The following is a 24934-nucleotide window of genomic DNA, read 5'->3' on the forward strand; positions in this document are numbered from 1 at the left end:
CAGGTCAAGGCGTCATGCCTCACAGATCGCTGACGAGATCGACCTTGCGCTTGAGAGCGTTGCCTTGTCTGCGCGGCCAGACGCCCTCGTGCTGAAGACGTCCTACGACGATCCCTGGAGAGATCTCGAGCTCGCGAGCGAAGCTCCGCACCGACTCGAGGGAGCGCAACTCACGCAGCCGATCCAGATGCTCGTCCGGAATCAGCTGTTCGCAGGCGAAGCGATCGGCCTCGCGCTCCCTGGGATCATCCTCCGGCACGCTGTCGTCGATCCAGGTCTCGCCTCTTCCGTGCAACAGGATGTGCCCGAGCTCGTGGAAGAAGGTGAACCAGAGATGGTCGTCGGTCCGATAACGCAGGCTGAGCAGCAGCATGACCTTGTCGGCGTTCACCCATCGCGTCGCTCCGCTGGCCCGGGCCCCCGTGATCTCCTCGACGACGACCACCGCGACACCGTGCCTCGCGCAGATGTCGCGCATGATCGGAGCGATGACCGCCGGAGGCTCGCCGGTCAGCCTGCGCAGCGCCGGAAGCGCATTACGTAGCCCGGCGGCATTGAACGGGCCGCAGGAGACATCGCGCGCGGCGATCTCCCCCAGCCGCAACCAGGACGCGACCGCGCCCGACTTCACCTCGTAAGCCGTCGCCTGGCGGAACGCGGCGACCGGACTCCCGTACAGCTCCCGCCACGTGGTCAGGTGCGCCACTCCGAAGAAGGCGAGCATCTGCTGGACGCGAGAAGTGCCGTCCGCCGGAGCCTCGGGGAGGACCCCCCGCTTGACCAGCTCACGAACCGGCATCTCGCTCAGCCAGGGGACGGCGTCTCCCAACTCCTTCGCCATGCGCAGCCGCTGACACGCGGACTGGTAATCCGCCTCCAAGCGGTTCCACAGCCGCGCGGGCATGCCGGTCACCAGCTCCAGGCGCTGGGCGACCTCGCTGCTCAACGGCACCACGCCCTGGATCAGGCGATTGACATGCTTCGCGCTCAGACCCAGCCGAGTCGCGAGATCACGCTGGGTCATGCCCAGCTCATCGAGGAACTCGCGGATGGTCTCGCCAGGGGGCACGGCGTAGTCGGGCTCACCGGAGTAGGACTCAGACGTCGGCGTCATCCTTCTCACTCCTTCCTGCTTGGTGATCATCCGTGATAGTCGACGATCTCTATGACCAGCGCGATGTCTTCCTTACCTAAACCCGCACCGACTTCCGAGCCGTCGCCACCCGCTGGGACCACCTCGATCCGGAAGACCAGCCGCCACCCCTGATGAAGGTCCATGGCATGACACCCGGCGTAACGACCTTTGAGGGGATGGCAGCGACCCGGCATGCGGAAGAGATCGTCCAGCGCGTCCGCTCCCCGCAGGGCCTGCAGGCGCACTCTGATCTTTCTGGCTCCTTCCGCGCCGTAGACCGTCCGCAGGTTCCGATCCGAGAGGCAGATGCGCTGAAGGCGAGCATCTGCGTATCGCACCTCCAAGCCGCCGCCCCTCTGTTCATTATTAACCAAACAGGTAAACGCCCACCCTCACCCTGAGGCAAGGATAGCGTGCCCCAACACTCTTCGTGGTCGTTCCTTTACTCAAAGTTCCCATCCCGCCGCGCTGGGCGTGCTTTTCCGAGTGACGACCGAGCTCAGGGGTATGGGCGAGCCTGCGGATCAATCCGGCGGAACCAGCGAGCGCCGCCGTCTCATGGCGGCCGAGGGAAGGAAGAGGCTGGTGCGAGAGCGTGATCGGTGGGTGCTCGCCGGCGGCGAGTGGCGGGGCAGTGCCGCGGCGGAGACGGTGGAGGTGGCCGACCCGGCGACCGGGGAACCGGTCGGGCCGGTGCCGGCCGGATGCGCCGAGGACGTCGAGGCGGCGGTGGCCGCCGCCCGGGACGCCCGGCGCGCCTGGACCCGTACCGCGCCGGCCGAGCGGGCGGCGGCCCTGCACCGGGCGGCCGCCCTGGTGGAGCGGCACGCCGAGGAGCTGGCCGAGCTGGTCACCCGGGAGATGGGCAAGCCGATCGGCGACGCGCGCGGCGGGGTGGCGGCCGGCATCGGCACGCTGCGCCAGTACGCCGAGCTCGGGCCGCTGCACCGGGGCCGCAGCCTGCAGGGCGGCCACGACGCGACCGACCTGATGGTCCACGAGCCGCGCGGCGTCATCGCGGTGATCACTCCGTGGAACGACCCGGTCGCCATCGCCTGCGGGCTGGTCGGCGCGGCCGCCGTCACCGGTAACACCGTCGTGCACAAGCCCTCCGAGCGGACCCCGCACACCGGCGCGCTGCTTGCCGAGCTGCTGGCCGCCGCGCTGCCGCCCGGCGTGCTGAACCTGGTCTCCGGCGACCGGCGGGCCGGCGAGCCGCTGGCCGGGCACCCCGGCGTGCACCTGGTCGCGCACGTCGGGTCCACCGCGACCGGCCGGGCGATCGCCGCCGCGGCCGCCCGCACCGGCGCGGCCACCCTGCTGGAGAACGGCGGCAAGGACCCGCTGATCGTGGACGCCGGGGTGGACGCCAAGTGGGCCGCCGGGCAGGCCGCCATCGGGTGCTTCGCCAACGCCGGACAGATCTGCACCTCGGTCGAGCGGGTGTACGTGCACCGGGACGTCGCCGACGCCTTCGTGGCCGCGCTGGTGCAGCGGGCCGAGGAACTGCGCATGGGCCCCGGGCTGGACGAGGAGACCACCCTCGGCCCGCTGGTCGACCGCGCCCAGCGCGACATCGTCGACCGGCAGGTCCGGGCCGCGGTGGCGGCGGGCGCCCGGCCGCTGGCCGGCGGCACCGTCCCGGACGGTCCCGGCGCCTTCTACCCGGCCACCGTGCTGGCCGGCTGCACCGACGACATGGAGATCATGCGGGAGGAGACGTTCGGCCCGGTGGCCGCGGTCCGGGTCGTCGACTCCTTCGACCAGGCGCTGGAGCTGGCCGCCGCCTCGGCGTACGGGCTGGCGGCCACCGTGCTCACCCCGTCCATGGCCGGCGCGCAGCGCGCCTGGCGCGAGCTGCCGGTCGGCACCGTCAAGGTCAACGCGGTCTTCGGCGGCGCCCCCGGCGGCGCCGCCCAGCCGGTCCGGGGCAGCGGCCACGGCTTCGGCTACGGCCCCGAACTCCTCGACGAGATGACCCACACCAAGGTCGTCCACCTCACCCCGCACCCCTGACGGGGGTCTGGCCGGACGTCGCTGATGTCTGGAGTATCAGGCGCACCGGTCCCGGCTGGAACCGGCGGACGGACGGCGGCGGATCGGTCAGCCGCCGTCGCCGGCGGCGTCGGTCCAGCGGGCCTCGATCGTCACGGGCCGTTCCGCCGTCACCTCGGCCCCGTCGGCGGTGACGTAGAAGGTGGTGCCGCGCACCCGGGAGGTCGCGGGGTCGACGACCAGCCGCACCGGCTCGCCGTCTCCGGCCGGGATCCGCAGGGCCTCACCGCCGCCGGCCGCGCCCGCGCTCTCGACGCCGGGGTGGCCGGCCAGCGCGCGGAACGCCGCGGCCCGCACCTCCGGCGAGGCCGGGAGCTGGGAGACCAGCGAGACGAGTCCGGTGAGGACCGCGCGTTCCTGCCCGGCGGCGTCCAGCCGGCCGGCGCTGGTGGTGATGTCGCCGCGCGCCACGCCGTCGGCGATCCACGCCGTCAGGGCGTCCGGCTCGGCGGGCAACTTCTCCAGCCGGTCGAAGTCCACCGGCAGGCCGCCCAGCCGGAACGAGGTGCGCGGGCCGAGCTCGACCGTCCGGCCGGCCGTCTTCTCGCCGCGGACCCGGGTACGGCCGTCCCGCGCGGTCCAGCTCTCGAAGGCGTCACCGCCGTCCGAGCGCGTCCGGACGTACCAGTAGGCGCCGGAACCCTCCGATGCCCGCGCCGCGGTGGTGGCGGCGGCGAGCAGGATCTGCCCCCCGGTCAGCCGGACCGCGGCGGCCGGCGGGCCGTTCGGGGTGGCGGTGGGCTCGACCGCCCCGGGGAGGAGCAGGACCGCGGCGGTCGCGGCGGCGGCCAGGCCGAGCCCGGCCGCCGGCCATGCCATGTGGCGCGGCCGGGCCGGACGGCGCATCCGCCGCTGGAGCCGGCGCAGGCTGCGCTCGGCCGCCTCGGGGGACGGCTCGGGTGCGGCCAGCAGCGTGGCCAGGGTGTTCAGGTCATCCATGGAATGCCTCCGGGTCGAGAACGTCGTGGAGTTTGGCGCGGGCACGGCTGAGCCGCGAGCCCACGGTGCCGGCGGAGATGCCCAGGGCCTCGGCCACCTCCTGGTAGCCGAGCCGGCCGAGCGCGACGAGCAGCACCACGTCGCGCTCCCCCGGGGTCAGCAGTGCCATGGCCTGGACCAGGCGCGGCCGCATGCGCTGGGCGGCGACAGAGGTGAGGACCCGGTTCTCCGGGCCCTCGGCGTCCCGCTCGGGTACGACCCGGGCGAGCGCCGCGTAGTGGCGGGCCTCCTTGCGGCGGTGCCGGGCGATGAGGTTCGTGGCGATGCCGAACAGCCAGGGACGCAGCCCGCCGCGCGCCGGGTCGAACCGGTCCCGCTGGTCGTAGGCGGTCAGGAAGGTCTCGGCGGCGATGTCCTCGGCGGTCTGCGCGTCCAGGCGCCCGGCGGCGTAGCGGAAGATGTCGCGGAAGTAGCGGTCGTGCACGACCGCGAACAGCTCCGGCCGGGCGGCGAGCCCGGCGGCGAGTTCGGCGTCGGTCGCCGGTCCGGCCACGCCGGCGGTCACGTCGGTGTCTTCGTCATCGGTGGATATCTTCCGGGTCGGCGTCGATGGTCACCCATACTTCGCCGCGCCCGCCGAACGTCTTCCGGGGTCCCGTTCCTGGTGGCGACGCCCCGGCCGGAGACCGCCGGTGGACGGCCGCGAGAACGGGTAAGGAGGTGTTCATGAAGATCGTGGTCATCGGTGGGACCGGGCTGATCGGCGGCAAGCTCGTGTCGATGCTGGCGGAGCAGGGGCACGACGCGGTGGCGGCGTCCCCGGGCACCGGGGTCAACGCCGTCACCGGCGAGGGGCTGGCCGAGGCCCTGGCCGGCGCCTCGACGGTGGTCGACGTGTCGAACGCGCCGTCGTACGAGCCGCAGGCGGTGATGGAGTTCTTCCAGACCGCCACCCGCAACCTGCTGGACGCCGAGGCGACGGCGGGCGTGCATCACCACGTGGCGCTGTCGGTGGTCGGCACCGAGCGAATGCCGGACAACGGGTACTTCGCGGCGAAGGTCGCCCAGGAGCGGCTGATCGAGAAGTCGCCGGTCCCGTACTCGATCGTGCACGCCACCCAGTTCTACGAGTTCGTCCGCGGCATCGCCGACGCGGCGACGGTGGACGGCGAGGTGCACATCGCGCCGGTGCGCTTCCAGCCGATCGCGGGCGAGGAGGTCGCCCAGGCGGTCGGCCGGGTGGCGCTCGGTCCGCCGCTGCGCGGCCGGGTGGAGGTGGGCGGCCCGGACCAGGTGTGGATGGACGAATTCTTCCGCGAGGCCCTCGCCGCGTGGGGCGACCCGCGCGAGGTGGTCACCGACCGGCAGGCGCGGTACTTCGGCAGCGTGCCCGGCGAGCTGACCCTGGTACCCGGCCCCGGCGCCATCCTCGGCAAGATCCGCTACCGCGACTGGCTCCCCCACAACCCCGCCCGCTGACCGAACTGAACCTTCGTCCACGCCTTCGAGACGAGGTGGCGTCCCGTGTGGAACTCTGGGACCTTCGCACCTTCGAGATGCACAGGAGTACTCGATGGACCACACTGGAGGTGTGAGCGTTCAGGAAGTCCCGCTGACGGCATCGTCACGATGGTCCGGCACCGTCGACGCCATGCCGGCGTCGCTGGCGGATCTGGCCGGGCCGCCGGATGGAACGGTCGAGCTGCCAGGCGACCTCGCCTGGTCCGGCCGCACGATCTTCGATCTGAACGACGCTGAGCAGCGGTACCTCTACTACATGACGGTACTGACCTCGGGCATCACATCAGACCATTACACTCGCTGGCTGAATGCTGACGTTCTTTGCGAAGAGTGGTCCAGGCTTCGCCTGCCTCGCCCCCTCCGCCGGATCTGGCAACAGCGTTTCCCCGAACTGGCGGCTCTGGTTGTGTGATCCGCTTGAAGCCGATCACGCGGAACTGGTACGTGCGGCATTGCCGGTCTGCGACAAATATGGTCTAGCCCTCGCCGGCGGTTATGCGATGAAAGCCCACGGACTGGTCAGTCGCGCGTCCAAGGACATCGATTTCGCCACGGCCAGCACCGCCGCCGTCCAGGAGATCGCGCATGATCTCGCCACAGCGTATGGGGAAGCCGGTTTGGCGGCGACCGTGATCGCCGCTCAAGACCGAAAAGGCCATCTCCTCGTACGCCTCCCACAGGGATCCGAGTACCGGGTCGACATCCTCAAGGAGCCGTTGAGCGGCCCGCCGGCGATCATGAGCTTTGGACCGGTGCTCTCGCTGGAGGATGCCGTCAGCCTTAAGATGGGAGCCCTGCACGACCGCGGCCTACCGCGAGACCTGATCGATGTGCACGCGGCGACGATGTTCTTCAGCAACATCGAACTGGTGAGCATGGCCAAGCGCGCTCTGGGCGATGATTTCTTCTACGAAGACCTGCGCGATCAACTGGACCATGCGGCCGTTTACTCCGATGAGGAGTTCACCGTCTACGGTTGTCGCGAGGATCAAATCACGGCAATAAAGGCTTGGGCCCAACAATGGGCCGATCACCTTGGTCGGCTTATTGCCCAGGAAACGCCATATTCAGATGAGCTTGACTGACCTGCACAACTTGTCCCGAAATGCAGGCATCCAGCAGGGGAATCGGATCGTGATCGGGATATAGAAGCCTCAATTTCGATCCGCCGGTGCTGCAGGGGTGTGCCGGGCGCGGTGGCGGCGGACGGCGTCGCGGTTGGCGCAGCGCGGGGAGCAGTAGCGCTGGCGGCCGCCACGGGAGACGTCCGCGTACACCAGGCCGCAGCCGTCGCGGGCGCAGCGCGCCAGCCGGGACATGCCGCGCCCGGTCAGGTGCAGCGCGGTGCCCACCGCGACCAGCGCGCGCAGCACGCCGCCGAGGGTGAGGCCCGCGTCGCGGTAGTGCAGGTGCCAGCCGGTGCCGGCGTGGTCGGTGACCCGGGGATAGGCGGCCGAGGCGGCCAGCAGCTCGTTGAGCAGCACCACCCGGGCGCGCTCGTCGCGGGTGTCCACGATCGCGCACCACCGCTCGGCCAGGTCCCGCGCGGCGGCCAGGTCCGCCTCCCCGGGCGGACGGTCGATGACCAGGCCGGCGTCCGCGCAGCGTTTCACCAGGTCGTCCAGGGTCGCGGGCGGGAAGTTGACCAGGTCCGCCATCAGCAGGACCGCGTCGGCCCCGTAAGGGTTGAGATGCACAATGCCATTACATCATCCTGTACGTATGAACCAGCACGACGGACATGACTGGCACACCCGCTCCCACCACCACACCAGCGAAGGGCTGGTCCGCTACCAGGCCTGCCGCTGCGGCGCCTGGCGCGTGCTGCGCGGCCCGATCGGCGGCCCGCCCGCCGCGACGGTGGTGGCGCGTAACCGCGCGGGACGGCGCACGGCACGCTGACGGGGAGCCCGGCACCTTCCGACAAGGCGAGACCGCACCGTCCGGGCGGCACGACCGGCGCCGTCAAGGGATGAGCAGCGCCTTGCCGGGGATCGAGCGCGCCTCCATCGCGCGGTGCGCTTCGGCCGCCGACCGCAGCGGGTACTCGCGCGCGATCACCGGCCGCATCCGCCCGGCCGCCGCATCCGCCAGGGCCCGCCCGGCCAGCCGCACCATGTCCGGCGCGTCGAACTGCACGTCGGTGATGCCGCGCACGCTGATGCCGCGGGCCTGCGCGAGCTGCTGGTCCACCGTGGCGAACCCGCCACTGGCCGCCCCGTGCGCCGACACCCGCCCGCCGTCGGCCACCAGCGCGAAGGCGTCGGCGCCCAGGGCGCCCCCGACGCCGTCCAGCAGCACGTCGACCGGCAGCCCATCGAGGGCGTCGCGTACCGCGCCGGTCCAGCCGTCCTCGGTGTAGTCCACCACCGCGTCCGCGCCGAGCCGCCGGACCAGGGCGAGCTTGGCCGCGCCGCGGGCGGCTCCGACGACCCGCGCACCGAGGTGGCGGGCGAGCTGGACCAGCAGCGTCCCCATCCCGCCCGCGGCGCCCAGGATCAGCACCCGATCGCCCGGCTTGACGCCCACGCCGTCGAGGATCCCGGTGGCGGTCACCCCGTCGTGCGCGAGCGCGGCCGCCTCTCGCAGGCCCAGGCCGTCGGGAACCGGCACCAGCCGGTCGACCCCGGTGCGGACCAGCTCGGCGTACGAACCCCGCGTTCCCGCGCCCGCGACCACCCGCCGGCCGAGCCAGGACGACGAGACGCCCGGACCGGTGCCGACGACGGTGCCCGCCGCCGCGCCGCCAGGCACGTACGGCGGGGTGACGCCGAACATCTCACCCCAGCCGCCGCGGATCTGGGTCTCCAGGTAGATGGTGTCGATGGCCTCGGCCCGGACGACCACCTCCCCGGGTCCCGCCTGCGGGTCGGGCAGCTCCATCGGCACCAGGACCTCCGGACCGCCGTACTCCCGAACCTGGATCGCGTGCATGTGTCTCCCCCAGCCATCGCCGTCACCGACTCGTGGCAGCGACGCTAGGAGTTCAACAACGGTTGAAGTCAACCGGACGGCCGGGAGCCGAGCGGACCGGCAAGGGCCCGCGGTGGCCGGCGCACCGCATCCGGCAGGGCCCGCGGGACGCCCGGCGGACCGCATCCAGCAAACGCCTCAGCTTTCTACAAATGCCTCCTAAAGTGGCTGGTCGGCATTAGAGCAATATTCCGACAGTTGTCCGGATCCGGTCATGTAGACAACCGGCAGCAGCCAAGTCCCGTCTTTCTCCTGAATCACATTGGTTTCAGGAGGTATCCGTGCGTTTACGTGCTGCTCTTTCCGCCGCCGCCCTGGCCGCCGGCCTGCTCGGCGTCCCCGCCGCGGCCGGTGCCGCCGAGGCCGCGACGACGGCCGCCGCGGCCTGCAAGTACCGGCGGGTGGCCCAGCACTGGGAGTGCGTGACTCCCGGCGCGTACTGCCCGGTGGCCGCGCACGGCAAGCTCGGCATCGCCAAGATCACCAACAAGCGATACCGCTGCACCCAGTACAGCAACGGCCGGTGGCGCTGGAAGCGGGCCTGACGCCGCAGGCCGGCGCACCTGCTGATACCGCGCAGCCGCCAGGTCATCCGGCTGCCCGGACTCCGCCGGTAGACGACGGACCGGGCGACACCCGTTCCGGTGGGGCCGGATTCCAGACCCCACCGGAACGGTCGGCCGGTCAGCGGAGGTAGGACTCGACCGCGTCGGCGGCCGGGCCGGTGCCGGCGGTGGCCCGGATGTCGTCCCGGATCTCCGCCAGCCGCTTGGCCGCCTCCGCCGACGCGGCGATCGCCTCGACCGAGCCGCGCAGCGACTCCGCGGTCACCTCCTCGGCCGGCAGGTGCCGCCCGACGCCCAGCTCGGCCAGCCGCCCGGCGTTGCCGAACTGGTCGACGGCCTGCGGGATGGCGACGGTCGGCACGCCGAACCACAGGGCCTCGGCGCACCCGCCCATCCCGGCGTGGGTCACGAACGCCGAGGCGGCCTCCAGCACCGCGAGCTGCGGCACGAACCGGTGCACCTCGAACCCGTCCGGGATCGTCCCCAGATCCGCCGGGTCGACGTGCTGCCCGACCGCCATGACCACGTGCCAGTCCGATCCGGCGAAGCCGGCCAGGCAGGCCCGGTAGATGTCCAGCTGGTCGTTGAACGCGGTACCGAACGAGACCAGCAGCACCCGCCGCCCGTCCGCCGGCGGCGTCCAGCTCCGGTCGGCCAGCCGTCCCGGGTCCAGGCACGGCCCGACGAACCGGACGTCCGGCGCCACCTTCTCGGCATTCGGCTGCATCGCCCGGGGGACCAGCGCCAGCCGGTGCTCGGGGCGGCCCAGCCAGTCCCAGGCGTCGGTCGCGATGCCGTTCTCCCGCAGCCACCCGGTGAAGGCGGCGTGGTAGCTCCGGCCCGAGTCCGACGCCCGCAGCGCGGTGATGAACTCGGCCATGTCGTCCTCGTACCCCTCCCAGGCGACGTACGTCGGGGAGAGCTGGAGGGCCGGCACCCCGTACCGGCGGCCGAGCACCGGCCCGGCCAGCCCGCCGATGTCGTACAGCAGCAGGTCGGGACGATCGTCGTCGTACCGGTCGACCAGGCGCGGGAACACCGCGATCGCCTCGTCGAGGAACGGCCGCATGGCCTCCCCCGGGTCGTCCGACCAGCCGTCCTCGCCGGTCGGCAGCAGCGAGGGATGGGTGACGAGCTCGGCCCCGGTGGGCTCGACGAGCCCGGCCAGGTTCTCCCCGACCACGTAGCTGACCCGGTGGCCGCGGGCCACCAGCTCCCTGATCAGGGCGAGCGAGGGATAGATGTGACTCGGCGCGGTGCAGCCGATCACGGCGATGTGTACTCGATCACGCATGTTGATGTCCTGTCGGATGCTCGAAAGCCTGTTCCGACGGCGCGCAGGAGGCGCGTTCCCCTTGCCACGGGACGCCTCTAATGGGGCCGCCCGCATGTCGGGCCGGCCCTGCGGTCACGCCGCCTCAGGCGCGGCGAATGCGAATCGTGTAGATCATGTAAACACCCTAATCCGGCCACTTCCGACGCGTCCACTCGATTTACGCCGGACCGTCGCTCACCACCGAAGGCCCAGGCGCGCCCGCCGGAACTTGCCGACGATCATTCCTGGTCGGCCCCCTCAACGGGGCCGGCCCGCTGCCTGACGACGTCGCGTCCGTCATGGCTCGGCGCCCGGTCGGCGTCGGGCGGATCGGCGGCGAGATGGTCCTGGAAGTCGGCGTGCCGGAACTGGTAGATCGGGCCGACCGCGCGCAGCAGGCCCAGCCGGTGCATGTCGTCCAGGAACGGCATCAGCGCCCAGGGTAGCCGTCCGATCCTCGCCAGCCGGTAGGTCGCCACCAGGTACGCCGGCCACGCCTGGTGATTTCCGACCATGAGCCCGGCTACCGACCCGCCCACCAGCCCGGCCACGAGCTCGGCGCCGCGCATGCCGATGAACGCGGCCGCGAGCCCTCCGCCCAGCAGGCCGACGCCGGTCCGCACGATATTGAGGACGCGGTCGGCTCGCCAGCCGGTCATCGGTGCGGTGGCGCGTTCCGCCGCCGGCGCTTCGACCCATTGCATGACGCCGCCTACCAGCCCGCCCAGGAACACGACCACGAACCCGGACACGAACCCGGACACGAACTCGCTCAGTTGCCTGTCCAGGAGTCCACTGACGAGCCCGTCCGTGAGTCCGGCCACCAGGCCGAACGTGAGCCCTCGTGGAATCTTGCGGACGAGCAGGACCCCGCGCCCGCGCAGCCGGAGGTCGGCGAACCCCGGTTCCTTCATCGGCCACGACTCCGATAAGGCCCAAAGCGCGCGCCCCACCCCGAGACCGCCGACGAGTACCCCCACCAGCTCGAACATGACCCATCCCACCAGCCCGCCCGCGACCAGGCCGGCGATCCCGAACCCGCGCCTGGTGGCGGCGGTGAAGGCCCCGGACCGCCGGGCCAGGCGCCACCAGGCGAAATCGCGGGTCGGCGCGCCGTCCAGCGGATGGCTCATGGTGTGCGCCAGGCCGGTCAGCCACCGCCGGGCCTGGCCAGGATCGTGCCGCCGACGGGGACGGAACGGGTCGGCGCCGGGCGGGCGGGCGGCGATGAGGGCGGGGATGAGCCGATCGAACAGGTGGCCGCGCAGTCCCCCGGCGTCGGAGAAGCGGCCGGGTTCCAACAGCGGAGCCGGGTCGGCGCGGCCGTCGACGTAGACCACGCGCAGCAGCCACAGGCCCAGGGCGGTCCCGGCGACCGCGGCCAGGACCGCGCCCGGATCGTGCGGGTCCGGTCTGGCGGAGGTCGCGCGCAGTACGGCCAGGACATCCGGCCAGGCGGACGGCGGCCGGGGTGGCAGGCACCGTTTCAGGTAAGCGGCGGCCGTCTTCGGGGTCAGCGGTTCGGGCTCGATGACCATGGCCGAGGTGAGTACGTCCCCCGCGCCTGCCACGGCCCGGCCGAACTCGGCAGTCCGGCTGGTCACGATCAGCTGGTCGGTATCACCCAGGGACTGGTTCAGCGCGGTGATGACGGCCTGCTGCGCGGGCGGCGGGAGCTCGTCCAGGCCGTCCAGCACCGGCAGGATGTGCCCTCGCACCGCGAGCACCTCGGCCATCCCGGCGGGCAGCTCGGCGGCCCGCAGCGCCGGGTAGTCCTGCGCGAGCCGGACGGCCAGCCACTGCTGCAGGCGCGGGTAGGCGGTGGTGTCCCAGCCGGCCACCGGCAGCAGCACCGGCACCGGTTCGCCGGGATGGACGGCGCGGGTGGCCAGTAACTCGCGGATCAGCTGGACGGCCAGCGTGGTCTTGCCGGTACCGGGTCCCCCGAGAATGACCAGGCGGCGCCGGCGCATGCGCCGGAACCTGGCGACCGCGGCGCCGATGGCGTCGCTGGAGACGGCCAGCCGCCGCAGGCTCGGCGTGAGGTTGGCGGGCTGGTCCATCACCTGCTCGGTAGTGGTCAGCCGCCACCGCACCGGGATCGGTGCGGGATCGTCCAGGGACCGCAGGGTCGCCTCGACCGTCCACTGCTCTTCGACCAGCCCGGCCAGCACGTCCTTGGCGTGCGCCACGTGCGCGGAGGTCACCGGCGGCCGGGCCGTCGAGCGCCGCCACCACAGCCACAACGGCACCAGCAGGGTCGGGACCACCAGGACGACGCCGACCAGTTGGGCCACGTTCGCCGCGGTCTGCAGCCCGCCAGCGCCGCGCAGCGCGACACCGATCACCACCAGTACCGCTGTCACCCCCGCCAGGCCGGCCCACCAGCCCAGCGCGTAGCGCCATGAACGATCCCGCCTCGCCATGATAACCATCCTGAACCCGGTGATCGCAGCGCATTCGGAATCCCACGAACCGTGACCAACCCGCATACCGCCGCGGGATCCGTGATGCGATCAGGCCAGGCCGGCCCGCCGCGCGACCATCTCGACGTGCTGCCCGAGCATGCCGAGCACGTCCGCCTGCTCCGGGTCGCCGGCACGCATGTGGGCCAGTGCCGCCAGCGCGGTGATGGCGACGTCCAGGAGCTCGCGTTCCACGTCGGCCAGGGTGCCCGTCCGGCCCTTTCGGGGGTTCTGCCCGGTGGCGCCGATGAGCGCGGCGACCACCTCACCGGCCTCCTCGGCGACCTTGGCCGCCCGCCCCCACAGCAGCGCCTCGGGATCGCGGGCGAGGTTCTCGGGTGAATGGTCGATCCACGAGGAGACCGCGTGGATGAGGTCGTTGGTCCGCTCGATGTTCACAGAGCGGCAGCGTATCCACTGCCGCCTTGGGACGACGATGGCCGCGAGGTGAGATGGCAGGCGAGGAACGCCGCTCCCCTGAACCACCTCGACCGGAAAGCGGTCATCCAACCGGATGACCGCGGTCCCCCCCACTGGTCGTCCGTCGGCTCCACGCGCCCCCCGACCACGACGCCGATCCGCACGATCGTCAGCGAATCAGCCATGGCCGCATTCTCGCACCGGGCCGACCACAGGCTTCTTGAATACGAACGGCGGACAAGAACAGTCAGATCACTACTTCAAAGACCGAGGTTGCCGCGCGCTTCGGAGGCCATCGCCGCGATCGCGGCCGCGTCCGAACGGCGGGCGAGGTCATCCGCCTCATCGAGCAGCTCAGCCGCCGCCTTCGGCCGCTGCTCGACGCCGGCGATGTACGCGAGCCCGATCAGGTTCGCGGCGACACCGGCACCAAAGCCGAGTTCCCGGCGCAACGCGGTCGACTCCTCCAGCCGCGCCCGGGCCGCCGCCAGATCCCCCGCCACGTGTGCGGCGATACCCAGGTGCCGAAGCGCGTACGAGGTGGTCAGCCGGTCGCCGGTCTCTGTCGCGAGTTCATGCGCCTGCTCGAAGAGCGGCGTGGCGGCCTCGTGGTCGCCACGCACGACCTGGTGAACGATCCCCTTCCAGAACAGCGCCTCGCCCAACCCCCGCCGATCCCCGACCCGCTCGAACAGCATCTCGGCCCGCTCGAACAGCGCAAGCTCTTCCGCGTCCTCCTGACGTTCCACCAGGAACCGCGCATGCACGAGCCGTCCCCGCGCCAACGCACTCGCCGCATCCAGCCCGTCCAACTCGCGCTCTCCGGCCGCGACCGCCGCCGGATCACCCCCAAAAACGGCCCGCTCGTAACACTCCTGGGCTCGTACCAGCGGATCCCATCTCTCCATTTTGTCCTCTTCTGCGCTTCTTATACGAAAAATCATACTCACCGCAGCTAGGCCCCTCGCCCCACCTTGCGGGCACTTGTAGCTATATCAGGCATTTGTCCACTACAGGAACTACGCGAATGCCTGCAGCCTGGGGGCAGACGCAGGGGTGAGCTCCTGTTGCCAGGTTCCAAGTTGATCGCAATCTAGTAGCAAGCCGTAGATATCTCGCCGAATCGATCAGCCTATGCCATGATCACCATATGGGATACATTCGGACATTTGGCGAGATTGACGGCCACCCGCCTGGCTCCAAGTACCGAAACCGACGCGAGATTCAGCATGCAGGACTTCACGCCCACAATCAGCGGGGAATCTCAGGAACAGCACGCGAGGGAGCCGATGCCATTGTGCTGAATGGTGGTTATCCTGATGACCAAGATGAAGGCGACATCATTATCTATACCGGCGAAGGCGGCCAGAGCGCCGAGAAGAAACAGATAGCCGATCAAGTGATCGAAGGCGGCAACGCTGCTCTAGTCAAAAGCCATCTCGAAGGCCTTCCAGTACGGGTAATACGTGGCCACGGCGAAAAATCCAAGTATGCGCCTCGCCAGGGCTATGAATATAGTGGGCTCTATCGCATCCAGCGCTACTGGTTCAAGAAGCGGGAAGACGGATTTCAAGTACTTCAGTTCCGTCTCACCTTCGTAGGCGACGCAGACGGAATTTCTCATCTCATCCAACTAGATGAGGGTGCGACACCGGAATTTGAGTTCGGGCATCGGCCAGTCGAGCGCACTAGCATGCTAACCGAGCGGCTCAAGCGACGACTGAGTGTGGTCCGTAACGTAAAAGAATGGCACGATAATCGCTGTCAAATCTGCGGCACAACACTAATGTTGCCCAGCGGCCCCGCAAGCCAAGTCGCCCACATTCAAGGATTGGGCATCCCTCACAATGGGCCAGACATCGAAGCCAACGCCCTCTGCCTATGCCCTAACGACCATGTTCTCTTTGATAACGGTGCATACTACCTGACTGATGATCTGAAGGTCGTCGACGCTATAAAAGGTTCCACCCTACGTCCCCTCAGAACACATAAGAGGCACTTGATCGGACTTAACTTTGTGCGACAGCACCGCAGCTACTGGACAAAATAGCCGCCCACACAATCCGACAACTCACATATCGGGCAACGAAAGAAGTTGCAGATTAAACTAACCACATTCCCATACGAACCGCTCGACAGAATATTCTCCACTGAGTCTTTGGGCAGTTCAGCAACCCATGAGTGATCTTTTTCGAATCACGTATCAGCTTGTCCCCGTTTGCCATCTCGGCGACTTCAACACAGTTGTGTTCAGCCCCACTGGCGGATGACTTTCGCCAATCAAGGACGGAATAATTAGCGCCACTAAGTTTGGAGGGAATCATCGCTGCGTACCACCTTCTACTAGTTCTGCGATCCGAGCGAGAGAGTCCTCTACCGAAAGGGCGGAGGCACGGATACGCTCCACCGCTTTCATAAAGGGCGCCACGTCATCGCCTTCGACATAGGTTGCTCCGCTCAGGTTCTCAAAAAGGACCAGGTCTGGGACAGGTCCCGGGAAGGTGACGAGACTGAAACCTCCGAGGATGCCGGGGTGTGCGGTGGAGTCGAGCGGCATGAGCTGAATCGTCACGTTTGGCAGCTCGGAGACGTCGAGCAACCGCCTGAGCTGCTCGCGCATGGTCGCGGGACGGATCGCGAAGCGGTGCCGCAGCGCTGCCTCGTGGATGATCGCCCATAGTTCCAACGGGCCGCTGGGCCGGGTGAGGACGGCCTGGCGGGCCAAGCGGACCTCCACCAAGGCGGCGATCTCCTCGGGCGTGCGGATATGCGTGATGCTCGCGATGGTCTCCCGCGCGTAGGCCGCGGTTTGCAGCAGGCCAGGGATCAACAGCGGCGACCACTCGCAGACGCGTTCCGCATCCGACTCCAGGGAGATGTAGTCCGCGTACGCGGAAGACACCACGCCGCTGTAGGTCTGCCACCACCCCTTCTTGCCGGCGTCTCGGGCAAGGTTCTCCAGGGCTTCGAACACGGCGGGATCGCTGGCGCCGTACACGCGCAGCAGGGCAGTGACCTCTGCTGGTCGGATGGTGGCGCTGGCATTCTCGATCTTGGACATCTTTGGCCCCTTCCACCCCATGGCGGCAGCAGCCTCGTCCAAGGTGAGGCCGGCCTCGTTGCGAAGGCGTCGCAGGGTGGTGCCGAGGCGGCGTCGACGAACGGTCGGCACGACGGGGGCGTTGGGCATGGGCGCAGTCTCGCAGTCCTTTGGCCAGGCAGGAGGCTGTCTTGCAGAGATCCTGACATCGAGTTAGGTCGAAAGCTTGCGCCCGACCTTGGAAAGGCTTCATCATCCATGGAAAGCCTACGTCACGTTAAGTGCCCGCACCACTTCTATGTGTGACGATAGTTCACGATGTGTGCCTTTCTGGCACGCGAGAGGGGCCACCATGGGGAGCGAGCAGGCGACGGTAGGGCTGGGGTTCTACCTGGAGGTGCGGGCGGCGGGGTTCGTGGCGCATATGAATGTGTGTGAGGAGAACCTGCGGACCGTGCGGGAGGTCATCCTGAAGGTCCTGGCCGGGGCCGGAGTCGAAGAGGAGGCGGCGGAGTCGGCGCGGCTGGTGGCGTCCGAGCTGATCGGGAACGCGGTGCGGGCCTGCGGGGACTGGGCGCCGGTGGTGGTCGAGGTCGAGCTGGACACCGCCGGGATCTGGGTCAAGGTGCACGACCCAAACCCCGCCCGGCTGCCCGTCCGCTCCCGGACGGCACCCGGCGACGACCAGGCCGAAGGCGGGCGCGGACTCTGGCTGCTGGACGCCCTCGCCCCCGGCTGGGACGTCGCCCTCACCCCGATCGGCAAGCAGGTCCGCTGCCTGGTCCCCGCACCGCAGACCGTCCGTGTGAAGATCGCCGAAGCCGATCCCCGGGTACCCGATCCGACAGACGCCTGAGCGTTCAGTCCAACCGACGCCGGTCCACGGGTGACCGGCCCGGCCGATGCCTGAGCTTTCCACCCGGCCGAACCCCGCCGCAGGCCGGACGTGCCAGACGCGGGAGTGCCCTGTCCAGTCGAACCCGGTCCGCGGGTCCCGGATGTGGCCGCTGCGCAAGCATTCAATCCAGCCGAGGATTCCCGGGCGTGGCCGACGCGGGAGCGGTCAGTCCAGGAGTAGGCCCAGGTAGTACTCGTTGACCCGGCGGTCGCCGACGTCCAGGGCGGATCGGCGCAGGCCCTCAACCTGGAAGCCGCAGGACAGGTAGAGCCCGAGCGCGCGGCGGTTGTGCTCCATGACGGTCAGCTCCAGCCGGCCCATCCCCCGGGCCCGGGCCTCGGCCACGGCGGCGCGGAACAGCGCCTTCCCCAGCCCTTGCCCCTGGTAGGCGGCCCGCACGCCCGCCACCACGTGGCCGGTCCGGCGCGCCCGGGCGTAGGGCAGCACCGACACGTCCACGTAGCCGGCGGCCAGGCCGTCCACCACGGCGACCACGACGTACGACGGCCCGGCGGCCAGCCGGGAGGCCAGCCGTTCGACGTCGGCCCGCCGCTCCCCCGGCTGGACCAGCATGAACTCCGTCTCCCCGTCCAGCGCCAGTTGCAGGTCCAGCAGCGCGGGAGCATCTTGCGGAATCGCCAGCCGGATGAGTGGTTCGGTGCTCGTCACCGCCACAGCCTTCCACGCGTCTGACCCAGACTCCTGGTCGTCGACCTTTTGCGATTATCTACTCCCAATGCCGACACTTTCCACCAGAGTGCAATCTCCGGCAAAATTCACCGAATGCCGCAAATGACTTAATATATCCACAATGAACGCCCTGACACCGTTTTGGCAAGCACCGCCTTCCGTTTTACCCGGCCATTAAGATCGCCCCTATGCAACCCGAGAGGTGGAGGTTGTTTTGGTCGATTTTTCGGATTGGCGCGGACTGGTGGGAGGACGCACCGACGACTATGCCCACCTTGAGCTTGTCGCCGTCCTCGACTCCAGCGTCCATAGCTGGGCCAGCCCTTTTCGAGCCATAGCCAGCGACGGGAACGACTACTTCGTGAAGACTCTGGAGTCGTGCCGGCGAGAGTGGGCACGCGGGTCACTTGCCATCGAGTACGTCGTCAGCCAGGTGGGCGGGCTGATCGGGGCACCGGTGTGCGGAAGTGCACTGATCCGCATTCCGGAAGAGTTCCGAGGGGAGCGCATCAGTCGCGGCGTCAGCCTTGTTCCCGGCATCGCGCACGCAAGTAGGGCCCTGGAGCGTGCCGAGGAGCACCGAGATCACCTGGCGTACCGAAGTCTCGATCACAATCGAATTCGCCATGTTGGCGTGTACGCTCTGTACGACTGGTGTTATGGGGATGACCCACAGTGGCTCTATGACGTAGATGCTGATCGAACGATCTACTCACATGATCACGGTTTGTACTTACCGCCTAATCATGGAGTGATCGATGCCGCGGTCTTGCGACAGGCGGTGGATGAGCCGAATGTGCTCCTCGACCCGCCTGACGGGCTGGATCGGAGGGCCGTCGCGACCGTGGCGGCTGCTCTTGAAACAGTAGAACGTGAAATGCTCGCCACTGTCCTCCGTCGCGTACCGGCCTCGTGGCCGGTGAGCGACGAGGCACTGGCCACCCTCGGGTGGTTTCTGGAACACCGAGCACCGGCCACGGCCCACCGGCTTCGAGCGCTGACCTGAAGGAGGGTGTCTCCAGTGAGCAAGTACATGTACTCGATCGTCCGCTGTCTCCCTGACCCCCGCACCGGTGAGTTCGTCAACGTCGGCGCGATCGCTGGTGACCCTGCTGCCGGTGACTGGGCGGTACGGCGCCTGAGCAACACCGAGAGAATCAAGAGGTTTGCATCACCCGCGGCGATCGACGTGGCGGATCGCTTCCTCGTGCGAGTGAGCAGTGAGATCGCAGAAGCGCGAGAGGTACTGGAAGCAGAAGGCACTCACCCCTTGGGTGAAGGCTGGCTCAGCGGGCTCCATCACGACCATCGGAACATCGTGCAGCTCAGCCCGCCGACGCCGATCGTAGCGGGGCATGCGGAAGCGGCCCTGGATGTCATCTTCCGTCACATGATCATCGATCCGGCAAGCCAGCCGCGCCAGGTCACCGTCGGCAAGGACCGGGTGGTCCAAGATCTTCGCAAGGCCTACCAGGAGGCCGCGATCCCGGCCCACTTCTTGCGTCCCCGGGCTGAGGTCTTCATCGGCGACAAGCTGCATTCGATGATCGATATCGCCATCGCCAACGGCCGAACGGTGCAATTGGCACAAGGCTGGTCGTTCAGGGTGACAGGCGTAGAGCGGCTGGTTACTCAGGTCAAAGCATGGGGGTTCGCCTTGGAGCGTCTCCGCACTGGTGATCAAGGACGCCTCGTCGATGCACTTGGACGTTTGAGCGAGATCTCCAGCAACGTCGATCTACGGGTAGTGATCGCAACTCCTGAGACGGCTCAGCAAGAAGCGGCCTATGAGGAGGCTCATCAGGTCTTCCGGGCGTTGAGGGCCCAGGTCCACTCCGTCGAAGAGGTCAGCGCCGTGAGCGCCCAAGCGGTGAATCTCCTGCACCGGTCTACCTGACCGGATGAGCTCTCGAGCTGGTTGCACAGTGCCCAGAACAACATGTTTGGAAGCGGAACTCCAGGTAGGGCGGCCCGGTGGTCAGGTGGGTGACGCGCCGCTGCCGGTCCGCCGGGGCGACGTGTCGTTCAATGAGCCGCCGGTCGGCCAGGACGGGAACAACGTTGCGCGGGTCGACGGCGACCAGGCGGCTGAGGAAGACCTGGTCGCGTGTGAAGAGTCGGCCTGGGGGTCAGTGGCCTGAGCTCTCGTAGCGGCGTAGGCCCAGGTTGAAGATCTTGAGGGCGGCCAGCCAGGCGAGGGCGGCGACCAGCGGGGTGCCCAGGCCGAGCCAGGCCTGGCCGCCGCGGCCGAGCAGCCAGGCGGCCGGGTAGAAGGCGGTGAAGGCGAACGGCAGCGCGGTGGTGAGCAGCAGCCGGATGCCGAGACCGTAGATGCCGATCGGGTAGCGGCCCAGCTCGCCGACCCGCAGCACGGTGATCGCGAAGACGAACGGCGAGCGCACCCAGAACGCCGCCGAGTTGCCGATGACCAGCAGTGCCAGCCGCAGCGCGATCGCGCTCGCCAGCAGCACCAGGCCGACGAGCACCGTGCCGGGCGTCCAGGCGACGTCGACGTGCGCGACGGCCCAGCCGAACATGGCCAGCGAGGCGAGCGTGTCGCCGACCCCGTTGAACCCCATGCTCCGGCTCAGCACCTGAAGCAGCGGGGAGTAGGGCCGGGTGAGCAGGTAGTCGAACCGGCCTTCGTGGATCAGCCGGCCCAGGTTCCAGATGCCGTCGGCGAAGATCGGCAGCACGCCGGCCACGATGCCGAACAGCGAGTAGATGAGCACCATCTCGGGGAACGTCCAGCCGGCCAGGGTGGGCACCTTGGCGAACACCACGCCGAGGAAGACCAGGCCGAGCGACTGGGTGACGATGCCGGCGCCGATGAGGATCCAGAAGTCGGCGACGTACTCCATGATGCCGCGGATCACCGCGCCGAGGCAGCGGCGGTAGAGGCGCAGGTCACGGAGCAGGGCGGCCGTCACTGCGTCAGCCTCCGTGGATGGTGATCTGGCGGGACGCGCCGCGGAAGGCGAACCGGGCGAGGTACCAGAGCGCGACGGCCCAGCCGGCCTGGATCGCGATGAGCAGGCCGGGGTTCGGAGCCTTGCCGAGGTAGATGAGCGCGGGGGTGGAGGTGAGGCCGGCGAACGGCAGCACCGCGGCGGCCGACTGCAGCCAGCCGGGCATCATCGCCAGCGGGACGATCGCCCCGGACAGCACCGCGGCGACGCCGTCGCGGGCCCAGACGACGCCGTGGTGGTTCTCGGTCCAGAAGACCAGCATCGTGGTCAGGAAGGTGATGCCGAACCGGATCGGCAGCACGAAGGCCAGGCTGGCGGCGAACAGCCACCCGTCGGCCGGGCCGGGCATCGGGCCGGCCAGCAGCACGAAGACGCCGCTGACCACGGCGATGAACACGATCTCCAGCCCGAGGCCGCCGCAGTTCTGCGCGAAGAAGACCTTCTGGGTGTCGATCGGTTTGACCAGGTCCAGGGCGACCTGGCCGTCGCGGATCCGGTTGGCCAGCACCCAGTCGCCGACCAGGGTGCCGATGAGCCCGGTGGCGAATCCGACCAGCAAGTAGGCCTTCATCTCCGGCAGGTCGAACCCGCCGATGGACGCGCCGCCGGCCAGCAGGGCGGTCCACAGCGCGGTGGTGGCCAGCAGCTGGAAGCAGCTGCCGGCGATGCCGAGGGCGTAGGCGCCGCGGTAGGCGAGGACCGACCGGGCGGTGACCCGGGCGATCGCCAGGTACACCTTCACCGGCCCGCCTCCCCGGCGGCGTGGCGGTACGCGGTCACCGGCTCGCCTCCTCGGCGGGATCGACGTCGCCGGCGGCACCGGTGACGTCCTCGGCACCGGGGACGCCGGCGGCGCGGGCATCGGCGGCACCGGCGGCATACGCGGCACGAGCACTGGCGGCATGAGTGCCGGCGGGGTGCGCACTGGTGGGGGAAGCACTGGGCGGGTGAGCGCCCGCGGCGTCGGCGGGCCCGGGGGTGATGTTCAGCTCGCCGGCGTAGACGCGGCGGACGACGTCCTCGATGGCGGGCTCGTCGATGCGGACCTCGACGACCTCGGCGAGCTGGGCGACGCCGGTCAGGACGGCGCCGGCGGTGAGCAGCGACTTGTCGAAGGAGATGGTGAACTCGCCGTGCGCCTCGCCGGGGGTGACGGCGGCGGCCGGGAAGCGGGCGGCCAGGTCGGCGGCGGTTATCGGGGTGCCGAGTTGCAGATGGACGCGGCGTTCGCGGGCGTAGCGGTCCTTCACCTCGGCCAGCCCGCCGTCGTAGATGATCTTCCCATCGTCGATGATGACGATGCGCTCGCAGGTGCCCTCGATGTCGGCGAGGTCGTGGGTGGTCAGCATGATCGTGGTGCCCTCGGCGCGCAGCTGCCGCAGGAAGTCGCGGACCCGGTCCTTGACCGCGATGTCCAGGCCGATGGTGGGTTCGTCCAGGTAGACGATCTTCGGCTGGTGCAGCAGGGCGCAGGCGAGGTCGGCGCGCATCCGCTGGCCGAGGGACAGCTTGCGGGTCACCACCGGGAGCAGCGCGCCCAGGTCCAGCACCTCGTCGAACCGGTCGAGCTGCCGCTGGTAATCGGTGGGCGAGATGTCGTACATGTCGCGCAGCAGGGCCAAGGACTCGCGGACCGGGAGGTCCCACCACAGCTGGGTGCGCTGGCCGAACAGCACGCCGATCTGCCGGGCGTTGGCCTGCCGGTCGCGGTGCGGGACGATGCCGCCGACCCGGACCTCGCCGCCGGTGGGCTCGACGATGCCGGTCAGCAGCTTGATCGTGGTGGATTTGCCGGCGCCGTTCGGGCCGACGTAGGCGAGTGCCTCACCGGGCTCGATCGAAAGATCGATTGCGTCGACCGCGGTCATCGTGGTGAATCGGCGGCGCAGCAGATGCTTCATGGACCCGCGCAGTCCGGGTTCCTTGTCCGGACGGCGAAAGATCTTGGTGAGCGCTCGCGCTTCGACCAGCTTCACGCCGTTGATCTTGCCAGGTCAGGACGGATCTTCCCACCGATTTTCCCGTCGGCGGCGGCAACCCTCCTGACCTGGCCGTTCGAGCAGACAGCCGGATTGACCCGATGAATATTCTGCGAGAAATCGATAACTTTCATAGAGATAGCAGGCGCCAGCGGCGCACTTACGGGGATAATCGGCCATCTGAGGGCGGAAGGAAGGTTCGTGGTGGAGGACGCGGAACGTCGCGGGTTTCCCGGTATCAACACCAGCGTGCCGAACCTCGCCCGGATGACCGACTACTTACTGGGCGGTAAGGACAACTTCGCCGCCGACCGCCTCTTCGCCAAGCGGCTGCTCGCCATCGCGCCGGAGATCAACACGATGGCGCACGACGTTCGCGACTTCGTCGGGCGGGTGGTGCGCTTCCTGGCCGGCGAGGGCATCACGCAGTTCGTCAACGTGGCGTCCTGGCTGCCCACCCAGCGCAACACCCACGAGATCGCCCAGGAGGTCGTCCCGGACGCCCGGGTGGTCTACGTGGACGACGACCCGGTGGTGCTGGCGCACGCGCGGGCGCTGCTGGCCCGCGACGAGCACACCGGGGTGGTGAAGGGGTCGATCCTGCGGCCGGCCGAGCTGCTGGAGAGCCCGGAGATGCGGCGGTTCATCGACTTCGACCGGCCGGTGGGCATGCTCATCCCCACCCGGCTGATGTACACCCCCGACAGCCACGAGCCGTACAAGGCGGTGGCGCAGGTCCGCGACCGGCTGGCCCCGGGCAGCTTCCTCGCCATGGGCCACACCGCCTACGATTCCCGGCCCGAGCTGGTCGCGCCGATGGTCGAGCTGTTCCGCCAGATGCTGCCGGACACCGACGAGCTGCCGCGCACCGTCGAGCAGGTCCGGCGGTTCTTCGCCGGCACCGAGCTGGTGGAGCCGGGGGTGGTCTACATCCGCAAGTGGCGGCCGGACCACGTGGAGAACACCACCGAGGCGCAGCGGGTGTGGATCGTCGGCGGGGTCGGCCGCGTCCGCTGACCGGCGGCGGGCAGGGGAAGCTTGCCGAGTTGTGCCAGAAATGATGACTTTCAGAGTGATAGTCCCGCTGGTTAAGTGTGGTTGACGGGATAATCACCACCATCGGGGGATCGGCGAAGGAGGCCCGGGATGAGCGACGCGGAGCGGCGGGAAGCGCCCGGGCTGAGTGCCAACGTCCCGAACATCGCGCGGTTGAGCGACTACCTGCTGGGCGGCAAGGACAACTTCGCCGCCGACCGGGCATTCGCCAAGCACCTGCTGCGGATCGCCCCCGAGGTGCACACCATGGCGGTGGACACCCGGGCGTTCCTGGAACGGGTGGTGCGCCACCTGGCCGGCGAGGGCATCCGGCAGTTCGTCAACGTGGCCTCCGGGCTGCCGACCCAGCGCAACACCCACGAGATCGCCCAGGAGCTCGTCCCGGACGCCCGGGTGGTGTACGTCGACGACGACCCGGTGGTGCTGTCGCACGCGCGCGCCATCCTGGCCCGGGACGAGAACACCGGGGTGGTCAAGGGCTCGATCCTGCGGCCGGCCGAGATGCTCGCCGACCCCGAGATGCTGCGCCTGATCGACTTCACCCGGCCGGTGGGTGTGGTGATCCCGGCCCGGCTGCAGTACATCCCGGACGCCGAGGAGCCGTACAAGGCGGTGGCCTTCGTGCGGGACCACATCGCCTCCGGCAGCTTCCTGGCGATCGGGCACGCGGCCTTCGACACGCGGCCGGAGCTGGTGGCGCCGGTGATCGAGCTGTTCCGGCAGATGATCCCGCAGGCCGACGGGGCGATCCGCGGCCAGGAGAAGATCCGGCGGTTCTTCGACGGCACCGAGCTGGTCGATCCGGGCCTGGTGTACATCCGCAAGTGGCGGCCGGAGCGCTCGGAGAGCCTCACCCAGGCGCAGCGCGTCTGGATCGTCGGCGGGGTCGGCCGGGTGCCCTGAGCCGGCCGGC

Annotated in this window: 28 protein-coding genes; 12 read left to right on the forward strand and 16 right to left on the reverse strand. The window is 69.3% G+C overall.

Features of this window, described 5'->3' with window-relative positions:
- Window positions 1-19 precede the first annotated feature (19 nt).
- Together Sru01_RS25120 and Sru01_RS25125 are read right to left on the reverse strand one after the other, a co-directional pair.
- Entirely contained in the window at window positions 20-1144 is a 1125-nt protein-coding gene (locus Sru01_RS25120) for an ImmA/IrrE family metallo-endopeptidase (RefSeq protein WP_203990366.1), read from the reverse strand.
- Window positions 1141-1380 (reverse strand): type II toxin-antitoxin system RelE/ParE family toxin, encoded by a 240-nt coding sequence (locus Sru01_RS25125; RefSeq protein ID WP_373869545.1) that lies wholly within the window; start codon window positions 1378-1380, stop codon window positions 1141-1143. The genes Sru01_RS25120 and Sru01_RS25125 overlap by 4 nt, the downstream gene beginning before the upstream one ends.
- A gap of 340 nt (window positions 1381-1720) precedes the next feature.
- On the opposite strand from Sru01_RS25125, the gene Sru01_RS25130 reads away from it, so the two are divergent.
- Window positions 1721-3151, forward strand: a complete 1431-nt coding sequence (locus tag Sru01_RS25130; RefSeq protein ID WP_239137722.1) for an aldehyde dehydrogenase family protein — start codon at window positions 1721-1723, stop codon at window positions 3149-3151.
- A gap of 87 nt (window positions 3152-3238) precedes the next feature.
- On the opposite strand, the gene Sru01_RS25135 is transcribed toward Sru01_RS25130, so the two are convergent.
- Window positions 3239-4129 (reverse strand): CU044_5270 family protein, encoded by an 891-nt coding sequence (locus Sru01_RS25135; protein WP_203990371.1) that lies wholly within the window; start codon window positions 4127-4129, stop codon window positions 3239-3241.
- Entirely contained in the window at window positions 4122-4694 is a 573-nt protein-coding gene (locus Sru01_RS25140; RefSeq protein ID WP_203990372.1) for an RNA polymerase sigma factor, read from the reverse strand. Before Sru01_RS25140 ends, Sru01_RS25135 begins: the two co-directional genes overlap by 8 nt.
- Window positions 4695-4855: 161 nt before the next feature.
- On the opposite strand from Sru01_RS25140, the gene Sru01_RS25145 reads away from it, so the two are divergent.
- The 3 genes from Sru01_RS25145 to Sru01_RS25155 all read left to right on the forward strand — a co-directional run bounded on the left by Sru01_RS25145 (window position 4856) and on the right by Sru01_RS25155 (window position 6735).
- Window positions 4856-5608: an SDR family oxidoreductase gene (locus Sru01_RS25145; RefSeq protein ID WP_203990373.1), complete on the forward strand. Its 753-nt coding sequence runs from the start codon at window positions 4856-4858 to the stop codon at window positions 5606-5608.
- 112 nt (window positions 5609-5720) lie between these two features.
- Window positions 5721-6062: a hypothetical protein gene (locus Sru01_RS25150; protein ID WP_203990374.1), complete on the forward strand. Its 342-nt coding sequence runs from the start codon at window positions 5721-5723 to the stop codon at window positions 6060-6062.
- Complete coding sequence (locus Sru01_RS25155) at window positions 6055-6735, forward strand: nucleotidyl transferase AbiEii/AbiGii toxin family protein (protein WP_203990375.1); 681 nt, start codon at window positions 6055-6057, stop codon at window positions 6733-6735. The genes Sru01_RS25150 and Sru01_RS25155 overlap by 8 nt, the downstream gene beginning before the upstream one ends.
- Before the next feature lie 69 nt (window positions 6736-6804).
- Here the strand turns inward: Sru01_RS25155 and Sru01_RS25160 are convergent, their stop codons facing one another.
- Entirely contained in the window at window positions 6805-7347 is a 543-nt protein-coding gene (locus Sru01_RS25160) for a CGNR zinc finger domain-containing protein (RefSeq protein ID WP_203990376.1), read from the reverse strand.
- Window positions 7348-7372: 25 nt separating this feature from the next.
- On the opposite strand from Sru01_RS25160, the gene Sru01_RS25165 reads away from it, so the two are divergent.
- Entirely contained in the window at window positions 7373-7552 is a 180-nt protein-coding gene (locus tag Sru01_RS25165) for a hypothetical protein (protein ID WP_203990378.1), read from the forward strand.
- 63 nt (window positions 7553-7615) lie between these two features.
- On the opposite strand, the gene Sru01_RS25170 is transcribed toward Sru01_RS25165, so the two are convergent.
- Window positions 7616-8584 carry a zinc-binding dehydrogenase gene (locus Sru01_RS25170; protein WP_203990380.1) on the reverse strand — a complete coding sequence of 323 codons (969 nt, stop codon included), beginning with the start codon at window positions 8582-8584 and terminating at the stop codon, window positions 7616-7618.
- A gap of 320 nt (window positions 8585-8904) precedes the next feature.
- On the opposite strand from Sru01_RS25170, the gene Sru01_RS25175 reads away from it, so the two are divergent.
- Window positions 8905-9168, forward strand: coding sequence for a hypothetical protein (locus Sru01_RS25175; protein WP_203990382.1), 264 nt, complete (start codon window positions 8905-8907; stop codon window positions 9166-9168).
- A gap of 139 nt (window positions 9169-9307) precedes the next feature.
- On the opposite strand, the gene Sru01_RS25180 is transcribed toward Sru01_RS25175, so the two are convergent.
- From Sru01_RS25180 to Sru01_RS25195, 4 genes are all read right to left on the reverse strand, one after another.
- Entirely contained in the window at window positions 9308-10483 is a 1176-nt protein-coding gene (locus Sru01_RS25180; RefSeq protein WP_203990384.1) for a macrolide family glycosyltransferase, read from the reverse strand.
- 260 nt (window positions 10484-10743) lie between these two features.
- Window positions 10744-12930, reverse strand: a complete 2187-nt coding sequence (locus tag Sru01_RS25185) for an NACHT domain-containing protein (protein ID WP_203990386.1) — start codon at window positions 12928-12930, stop codon at window positions 10744-10746.
- 90 nt (window positions 12931-13020) lie between these two features.
- Window positions 13021-13368, reverse strand: a complete 348-nt coding sequence (locus Sru01_RS25190; RefSeq protein ID WP_203990388.1) for a MazG-like family protein — start codon at window positions 13366-13368, stop codon at window positions 13021-13023.
- A 281-nt stretch (window positions 13369-13649) separates the two neighbouring features.
- Complete coding sequence (locus tag Sru01_RS25195) at window positions 13650-14297, reverse strand: tetratricopeptide repeat protein (protein WP_203990390.1); 648 nt, start codon at window positions 14295-14297, stop codon at window positions 13650-13652.
- 242 nt (window positions 14298-14539) lie between these two features.
- Here Sru01_RS25195 and Sru01_RS25200 point away from each other — a divergent pair, with 242 nt between their 5' ends.
- Window positions 14540-15439 carry a YDG/SRA domain-containing protein gene (locus Sru01_RS25200; protein ID WP_203990392.1) on the forward strand — a complete coding sequence of 300 codons (900 nt, stop codon included), beginning with the start codon at window positions 14540-14542 and terminating at the stop codon, window positions 15437-15439.
- A gap of 52 nt (window positions 15440-15491) precedes the next feature.
- Here Sru01_RS25200 and Sru01_RS36340 read toward each other — a convergent pair whose 3' ends face one another.
- Together Sru01_RS36340 and Sru01_RS25210 are read right to left on the reverse strand one after the other, a co-directional pair.
- Window positions 15492-15713 carry a DUF397 domain-containing protein gene (locus Sru01_RS36340; protein WP_203990394.1) on the reverse strand — a complete coding sequence of 74 codons (222 nt, stop codon included), beginning with the start codon at window positions 15711-15713 and terminating at the stop codon, window positions 15492-15494.
- Window positions 15710-16579 carry a helix-turn-helix domain-containing protein gene (locus Sru01_RS25210; RefSeq protein ID WP_203990395.1) on the reverse strand — a complete coding sequence of 290 codons (870 nt, stop codon included), beginning with the start codon at window positions 16577-16579 and terminating at the stop codon, window positions 15710-15712. Before Sru01_RS25210 ends, Sru01_RS36340 begins: the two co-directional genes overlap by 4 nt.
- Before the next feature lie 202 nt (window positions 16580-16781).
- Here Sru01_RS25210 and Sru01_RS25215 point away from each other — a divergent pair, with 202 nt between their 5' ends.
- Complete coding sequence (locus tag Sru01_RS25215; protein WP_203990396.1) at window positions 16782-17285, forward strand: ATP-binding protein; 504 nt, start codon at window positions 16782-16784, stop codon at window positions 17283-17285.
- Window positions 17286-17492: 207 nt separating this feature from the next.
- Here the strand turns inward: Sru01_RS25215 and Sru01_RS25220 are convergent, their stop codons facing one another.
- Window positions 17493-17996: a GNAT family N-acetyltransferase gene (locus Sru01_RS25220; RefSeq protein WP_203990397.1), complete on the reverse strand. Its 504-nt coding sequence runs from the start codon at window positions 17994-17996 to the stop codon at window positions 17493-17495.
- A gap of 223 nt (window positions 17997-18219) precedes the next feature.
- Here Sru01_RS25220 and Sru01_RS25225 point away from each other — a divergent pair, with 223 nt between their 5' ends.
- Window positions 18220-19023, forward strand: a complete 804-nt coding sequence (locus Sru01_RS25225) for a hypothetical protein (protein ID WP_203990398.1) — start codon at window positions 18220-18222, stop codon at window positions 19021-19023.
- Window positions 19024-19038: 15 nt separating this feature from the next.
- The gene (locus Sru01_RS25230) at window positions 19039-19914 is read left to right on the forward strand and encodes a DUF3037 domain-containing protein (RefSeq protein WP_203990399.1); all 876 of its coding nucleotides are present in this window, start codon (window positions 19039-19041) and stop codon (window positions 19912-19914) included.
- Window positions 19915-20146: 232 nt separating this feature from the next.
- On the opposite strand, the gene Sru01_RS25235 is transcribed toward Sru01_RS25230, so the two are convergent.
- From Sru01_RS25235 to Sru01_RS25245, 3 genes are read right to left on the reverse strand one after another with little or no spacing between them, the layout of a single operon-like run.
- Complete coding sequence (locus Sru01_RS25235; protein ID WP_203990400.1) at window positions 20147-20947, reverse strand: ABC transporter permease; 801 nt, start codon at window positions 20945-20947, stop codon at window positions 20147-20149.
- A 4-nt stretch (window positions 20948-20951) separates the two neighbouring features.
- Window positions 20952-21728, reverse strand: a complete 777-nt coding sequence (locus tag Sru01_RS25240) for an ABC transporter permease (RefSeq protein ID WP_203990402.1) — start codon at window positions 21726-21728, stop codon at window positions 20952-20954.
- 34 nt (window positions 21729-21762) lie between these two features.
- Window positions 21763-22962, reverse strand: a complete 1200-nt coding sequence (locus tag Sru01_RS25245; RefSeq protein WP_239137723.1) for an ABC transporter ATP-binding protein — start codon at window positions 22960-22962, stop codon at window positions 21763-21765.
- A 204-nt stretch (window positions 22963-23166) separates the two neighbouring features.
- Here Sru01_RS25245 and Sru01_RS25250 point away from each other — a divergent pair, with 204 nt between their 5' ends.
- Both Sru01_RS25250 and Sru01_RS25255 read left to right on the forward strand, forming a co-directional pair.
- On the forward strand, window positions 23167-23982 hold the full coding sequence (locus Sru01_RS25250) for an SAM-dependent methyltransferase (protein WP_203990404.1): 816 nt from the start codon (window positions 23167-23169) through the stop codon (window positions 23980-23982).
- A 129-nt stretch (window positions 23983-24111) separates the two neighbouring features.
- Entirely contained in the window at window positions 24112-24924 is an 813-nt protein-coding gene (locus Sru01_RS25255; protein WP_203990405.1) for an SAM-dependent methyltransferase, read from the forward strand.
- Window positions 24925-24934: the final 10 nt, after the last annotated feature.

It is taken from the genome of Sphaerisporangium rufum (genome assembly GCF_016863395.1).
GTDB classification, from domain to species: domain Bacteria; phylum Actinomycetota; class Actinomycetes; order Streptosporangiales; family Streptosporangiaceae; genus Sphaerisporangium; species Sphaerisporangium rufum.

Excerpts from the sequence above, each read along its gene's own strand:
- Sru01_RS25180 (WP_203990384.1), bottom strand. The coding sequence starts at position 10,483 with ATGCGTGATCGAGTACACATCGCCGTGATCGGCTGCACCGCGCCGAGT.
- Sru01_RS25195 (WP_203990390.1), bottom strand. The coding sequence starts at position 14,297 with ATGGAGAGATGGGATCCGCTGGTACGAGCCCAGGAGTGTTACGAGCGG.
- Sru01_RS25215 (WP_203990396.1), top strand. The coding sequence starts at position 16,782 with ATGGGGAGCGAGCAGGCGACGGTAGGGCTGGGGTTCTACCTGGAGGTG.
- Sru01_RS25145 (WP_203990373.1), top strand. The coding sequence starts at position 4,856 with ATGAAGATCGTGGTCATCGGTGGGACCGGGCTGATCGGCGGCAAGCTC.
- Sru01_RS25135 (WP_203990371.1), bottom strand. The coding sequence starts at position 4,129 with ATGGATGACCTGAACACCCTGGCCACGCTGCTGGCCGCACCCGAGCCG.
- Sru01_RS25200 (WP_203990392.1), top strand. The coding sequence starts at position 14,540 with ATGGGATACATTCGGACATTTGGCGAGATTGACGGCCACCCGCCTGGC.
- Sru01_RS25185 (WP_203990386.1), bottom strand. The coding sequence starts at position 12,930 with ATGGCGAGGCGGGATCGTTCATGGCGCTACGCGCTGGGCTGGTGGGCC.
- Sru01_RS25120 (WP_203990366.1), bottom strand. The coding sequence starts at position 1,144 with ATGATCACCAAGCAGGAAGGAGTGAGAAGGATGACGCCGACGTCTGAG.
- Sru01_RS25255 (WP_203990405.1), top strand. The coding sequence starts at position 24,112 with ATGAGCGACGCGGAGCGGCGGGAAGCGCCCGGGCTGAGTGCCAACGTC.
- Sru01_RS36340 (WP_203990394.1), bottom strand. The coding sequence starts at position 15,713 with ATGATTCCCTCCAAACTTAGTGGCGCTAATTATTCCGTCCTTGATTGG.
- Sru01_RS25165 (WP_203990378.1), top strand. The coding sequence starts at position 7,373 with ATGAACCAGCACGACGGACATGACTGGCACACCCGCTCCCACCACCAC.
- Sru01_RS25170 (WP_203990380.1), bottom strand. The coding sequence starts at position 8,584 with ATGCACGCGATCCAGGTTCGGGAGTACGGCGGTCCGGAGGTCCTGGTG.
- Sru01_RS25210 (WP_203990395.1), bottom strand. The coding sequence starts at position 16,579 with ATGCCCAACGCCCCCGTCGTGCCGACCGTTCGTCGACGCCGCCTCGGC.